Source organism: Pseudomonas sp. P5_B2 (genome assembly GCF_056400445.1).
In genome coordinates this window covers 1-5,613 of the sequence record NZ_JBFULH010000276.1, presented here as the reverse complement: position 1 = coordinate 5,613, position 5,613 = coordinate 1, and the positions used below count along the sequence as shown (strand labels likewise).

Below are 5,613 nucleotides of genomic sequence, written 5' to 3'. Positions count from 1 at the left end.
GTCGTTGTGCAGCACACGAGCAATACGCTCGGCCGCTTCGTCCGTACCGTCGCAGACAATCACCATGCCCGAGTGCTGGGAGAAGCCCATGCCGACGCCACCGCCGTGGTGCAGGGAAACCCAAGTCGCGCCGCTCGCAGTGTTGAGCAGGGCGTTGAGCAGTGGCCAGTCGGACACGGCGTCGGAACCGTCCTGCATCGATTCGGTTTCGCGGTTCGGGCTGGCTACCGAACCGGAGTCCAGGTGGTCACGACCGATCACGATCGGTGCCGACAGTTCGCCGCTGCGGACCATTTCGTTGAACGCCAAGCCCAGCTTGGCGCGCAGGCCCAGGCCTACCCAGCAGATACGTGCCGGCAGACCCTGGAAGCTGATGCGCTCGCGGGCCATGTCCAGCCAGTTGTGCAGGTGGGCGTCGTCCGGGATCAGTTCTTTGACCTTGGCGTCGGTCTTGTAGATGTCTTCGGCGTTGCCTGACAGAGCGGCCCAACGGAAAGGACCGATGCCACGGCAGAACAGCGGACGGATGTAAGCCGGTACGAAGCCTGGGAAGTCGAATGCGTTTTCCACGCCTTCTTCCTGGGCCATTTGACGGATGTTGTTGCCGTAGTCGAAGGTCGGGATGCCCATTTTCTGGAAATCCAGCATCGCTTTAACGTGCACGGCCATCGATTGCTTGGCGGCTTTGACCACGGCAGCCGGCTCGGTCTTGGCGCGAGCGCGGTACTCTTCCCAGGTCCAGCCGGCTGGCAGGTAACCGTTGAGCGGGTCGTGGGCGCTGGTCTGGTCGGTGACCATATCCGGGCGTACGCCGCGCTTGACCAGTTCCGGCAAGATTTCTGCCGCGTTACCCAACAGAGCAATGGAAATCGCCTTGCCTTCTTTGGTGTATTTTTCGATGCGGGCCAGCGCGTCGTCGAGGTCTTTGGCCTGCTCGTCGACGTAGCGGCTGTTCAGGCGGAAATCGATGCTGACTTGTTGGCATTCGATGTTCAGCGAGCAGGCGCCAGCCAGGGTTGCGGCCAGAGGTTGAGCGCCACCCATGCCGCCGAGACCGGCAGTCAGTACCCAACGACCTTTCAGGTCATCGTTATAGTGTTGGCGACCGGCTTCGACGAAGGTTTCGTAGGTACCCTGGACGATGCCCTGGCTGCCGATGTAGATCCAGCTGCCAGCGGTCATCTGGCCGTACATGGCCAGGCCTTTGGCGTCGAGTTCATTGAAGTGTTCCCAGCTCGCCCAATGCGGCACCAGGTTGGAGTTGGCGATCAGCACGCGCGGGGCATTGCTGTGAGTCTTGAACACGCCGACCGGCTTGCCGGATTGCACCAACAGGGTCTCGTCGTCGTTCAGGTTGGTCAGGCTTTCGACGATCTTGTCGTAGCATTCCCAGTTACGTGCCGCACGACCAATGCCACCGTAAACCACCAGCTCTTTAGGGTTCTCGGCGACTTCCGGGTCGAGGTTGTTCATCAGCATGCGCAGCGGCGCTTCGGTCAGCCAGCTCTTGGCGGTCAGCGTGTTGCCGCGGGCGGCGCGGATTTCAACGTTGCGGTACTTGGTAGGTTTCTGGGTATTGTCAGTCACGAAAAAGACTCCTCAGCGATGAATTCAAACCAACCCGGGCAGTGGGCAAGCCAGCTTGTGCGCATCGTCGCGCCACAAGCGAATCAGTGGACGCTGCGGAGAGTCTCGGTCGACTCATACGCATACGTCTTTACTTGTACATACAAGCATATGCAATCAAGCGGCCAACTTGTTGGATGGGTGTTCAAGAAAAGTTTTGGGGAGGCTGGAAGGCTTGTAAATAAAGGGTTTTAAGGGGGATGAAATTTTTCGGGGGGATTTTTCGAAAGGGGGAGCGGCTGTTACTTGAGAGTGGTTTTGCGCCACGCTGGGGCGTTAGGTAACAAGATGGTGCGCGTTGGGAAACAGAGAGGGAGCAGCTTTTTGTGGCGAGGGGCTTGTCGGAACGACGCATCGCCCCGTTCGGCTGCGCAGCAGTCGTATAACCGGCTTACGCACTTACAGGCCTTGGGGCCGCTTCGCGACCCAACGGGGGCAAGCCCCCTCGCCACATTAGATTTTTTTGAGCAGTTAACTGCGTGCGGTCAGTTCAATTACGCAGCAGGGAGCATTGACGGAAATCTCCAGCAGACCGGTGTTAGCGTCGAGTTGCAGGCAATCGTGGCGACTCAGTTGTGATGAGCTGTTACCAACGTTCACTGCCAATGCCTCAGCGACGCTGAACACCAACACCGTGCCCGCCGAACTGAAAAACCGCTGCTCACCCGCCAGCCACTGCAACCGCGCGCTGTAACGCTGCGGCGCATAAATCAGGTTGAAATCGCGGATCGGCCCGCCGAGCAGGGTGCACGACACCACGCTCTCTCCGCTGAAGGCAAACGGGTGCAGCGGTAACAGCGGCTGCGTGTCCTGACCATCCACCCGCAATGTCATGCCCTCACCTTGCAGCACGGTGATCACGCGCTCATAACCGCTGAACGTCGAAAAACCGCCCGACTCGCCGATGTCGGCAATCGACAGACGCCAGCCAAAACCCTCCAGGCCAGTTCCCGCATCGCGGGTGATTTCTTCAGTACTGCCGCCGCCGTTTTTCCAAGGCATGCGTGGGTAATCGATGGCGCGTAAAACTTTCACTACTTGATTCATTTATGAAAGCGTCCTTCCAGACGATGACGGGAACCGGGGTGAATCAAACGGGCGGCGGTTACCGGCTGACGGCCGGACCAGGTACGGCGGCGAATCAGCAGGCACGGCTCGCCCTTTTCAATCTGCAGCAATTTGCACTCGGACGCCTCGGCCAGAATCGCCTCGACCACGTGCTCGCCTTCGGTCAGCGGCGCCACCTGGTTCAGGTAGGCGTAAGGTGTTTGCAGGGTGAAATCCTGCTTGAGGTAGTCCGGGGCCACCAGTGCATTGACGAAGCGGTCTTCAATTTGCACCGGAATATCATTTTCGAAATGCACGATCAGCGAGTGGAAAACCCTCTGCCCTTCGCGCATATCCAGTGCTAGGGCGCGCTCTGATCCGGCAGCCTCTTCTTCGAGGGTGATCACCTTGCAAGAATGGCGATGGCCGCGAGAGGCAATTTCATCGGCGATGTTGTGCACTTCAAACAATGCGGACTGGCTTTTCGGCTCGGCGACGAACGTACCCACGCCTTGCATACGCACCAACAGACCGTCGGCGGTCATTTCGCGCAGGGCACGGTTGATGGTCATGCGGCTGAAACCGAGCTGGCTGACCAGTTCGCTTTCCGACGGCACGCGGTAGTGCGGTGGCCAGTTTCCACTGTCGATTTGCTGGGTGATCATCTGCTTGACGCGGGCGTACAAGGGCGCCGGACTGTCGCCCATGTTCGCGGCCAACGGTGACACTTGGGGCGGAGTCGGCACGGTTAATCCTTGTTCATTTGATATGGGTTGCTAGCTTGCCGGAGTTTACCGAGCAGGCAAACGTCTGTATATGTATATACAAATAACACACGATGGGGTGCTGAACCATGTCCGCCTTCTTTGCCGAACGCGCGCTGCTGCCTAGTGGATGGGCCAACAATGTACGTCTTGAGGTCAGCGCCGAAGGCGTATTGACCCATATCCAGGCCGATTCCCACGCAGATGGTGCCGAACGGCTGAGCGGTCCGCTGCTGCCGGGCATGCCGAATCTGCACTCCCATGCGTTCCAGCGGGCCATGGCCGGGTTGGCGGAAGTGGCAGGTAATCCGAACGACAGTTTCTGGACCTGGCGCGATTTGATGTATCGCCTCGTCGGAAAAATCAGCCCGGACCAACTCGGCGTGATCGCCCGTCAGCTGTATATCGAGATGCTCAAGGCCGGTTACACGTCGGTCGCGGAATTTCATTACGTGCACCACGACACCAATGGCCAGCCCTACGCAGATCCAGCCGAGCTAGCGCTACGCATCAGCCAGGCGGCGAGTTCCGCCGGTATCGGTCTGACCCTGCTGCCGGTGCTCTACAGCCATTCCGGTTTCGGTGGCCAGACGCCAAACGAAGGCCAGCGCCGCTTTATCAACAGCACCGAAAACTACCTGAAACTTCAGTCGCGTTTGCAGCCAATTCTGGCCCGGCAACCGGCGCAGTCACTGGGCTTGTGCTTCCACTCGTTGCGCGCAGTAACACCACAGCAGATCAGCGAAGTGCTGGCCGCCAGCGAGAAGCAATGCCCGGTGCACATACACATTGCCGAACAGCAAAAAGAAGTTGATGACTGCCTGACCTGGAGCGGTCGTCGCCCGCTGCAGTGGCTGTACGAAAACACTGAGGTCGATCAACGCTGGTGCCTTGTCCACGCCACTCACGCCAACGCGGAAGAAGTGACGCTGATGGCCAAGAGTCGCGCCATTGCCGGTCTGTGCCTGACCACTGAAGCCAACCTAGGCGACGGGATTTTCCCGGCGGTGGATTTCCTCGCTCAGGGCGGGCGCATGGGTATTGGTTCCGACAGCCATGTGTCGTTGAGCGTGGTGGAAGAATTGCGTTGGCTGGAATACGGCCAGCGCCTGCGCGAKCAGCGGCGTAACAGGTTGTATGGCGCGGATCAGCCGATGGTGGGCCGAACGCTGTACGACGCGGCACTCGATGGCGGCGCTCAGGCGCTGGGGCAGGCGATTGGTGCGATGGAAGTGGGCAAGCGTGCGGACTGGCTGGTGCTGGACGGCAACGATCCGTATCTGGCGACCGCCAGTGGCGACGGAATTCTGAATCGTTGGTTGTTTGCCGGTGGTGATCGTCAGGTTCGCGATGTGCTGGTCAATGGCCAGTGGGTTGTGCGTGACGGGCGCCATGCCGGGGAAGAAGAAAGCAATCGCGCGTTCACCCAGGTCCTGCGCGATCTTCTGGGCTGAAAACAGAAACAATTATGGGGGCGAGCCCCGTGGTGAGGGGGCTTGTCGGAACGCCGCATCGCCCCGTTCGGCTGCGACGCAGTCGTATAGATTCTGGGGGCGCTATCGCGACCCAACGGGGGCGAGCCCCCTCGCCATAGGGCTCGCTCCCACATTTGCTATGCGCTAATCGTCAGTTCGAGGTCTTGGCCATCTGCGACTCCGTCGCCCGCCAGATCAATCGCGAGGTGTCGTAACCCTGCTGACGCGCCTTGCTCAGCAGTTCCTCTCGCACTACACCATTGACGGTCGGGGTTCGCGCCAACAGCCACAGGTACTTGCGACTCGGGTCGCCAACAATGGCCGTCTTGTAGTCGTCGCTGACGTACAACACCCAGTATTGCCCCTTCGCCACACCAGGAATCAGACGAGAAAACCAGGTATCGAACTCGACCCACAATTTGTCGGCTTTGCCCGGCACCTGTGGATAAGCCGTGCCCTTGACCTCTTCCCACTGCCACTGCGCCGTCAGGCAGCGGTTCAGTATCGCCATGTTTCCGTCAGGCTTGAGCTGGTAATGGGCTTCGGATTGGGCGCAGTCGCGCTGGAAATACATGGGCATCCGAGCCAACTCATACCAGGCTCCCTGGTAACGCTTGAGGTTGACGCTGTTGACGGTTTTCGGCGCCAACGGATCCTGGCCAGAAGTGGCGCAGCCAGCCAATACCAGGCCGGCAAAAAGT

At 59.6% G+C, this 5,613-nt stretch carries 5 protein-coding genes; 1 reads left to right on the top strand and 4 read right to left on the bottom strand.

What is annotated here, in order from left to right; all coding sequences use genetic code 11:
- The 3 genes from hutU to hutC form a co-directional block, all read right to left on the bottom strand.
- A partial coding sequence (hutU, locus tag AC1DRJ_RS18205) for a urocanate hydratase (protein ID WP_477803385.1) occupies nt 1-1,587 on the bottom strand: 1,587 nt, incomplete at its 3' end.
- A gap of 510 nt (nt 1,588-2,097) precedes the next feature.
- Nucleotides 2,098-2,673, bottom strand: coding sequence for a HutD/Ves family protein (locus tag AC1DRJ_RS18200; RefSeq protein WP_477803384.1), 576 nt, complete (start codon nt 2,671-2,673; stop codon nt 2,098-2,100).
- A complete protein-coding gene (gene hutC, locus AC1DRJ_RS18195) occupies nt 2,670-3,380 on the bottom strand; it encodes a histidine utilization repressor (protein WP_477803386.1) in 711 nt (236 codons plus the stop codon). Before hutC ends, AC1DRJ_RS18200 begins: the two co-directional genes overlap by 4 nt.
- A 146-nt stretch (nt 3,381-3,526) precedes the next feature.
- On the opposite strand from hutC, the gene AC1DRJ_RS18190 reads away from it, so the two are divergent.
- Complete coding sequence (locus tag AC1DRJ_RS18190; RefSeq protein WP_477803383.1) at nt 3,527-4,891, top strand: formimidoylglutamate deiminase; 1,365 nt, start codon at nt 3,527-3,529, stop codon at nt 4,889-4,891.
- 172 nt (nt 4,892-5,063) lie between these two features.
- Here AC1DRJ_RS18190 and AC1DRJ_RS18185 read toward each other — a convergent pair.
- Nucleotides 5,064-5,613: lipocalin family protein (locus tag AC1DRJ_RS18185; RefSeq protein ID WP_477803382.1), on the bottom strand; the 550-nt coding region annotated here is incomplete at its 5' end.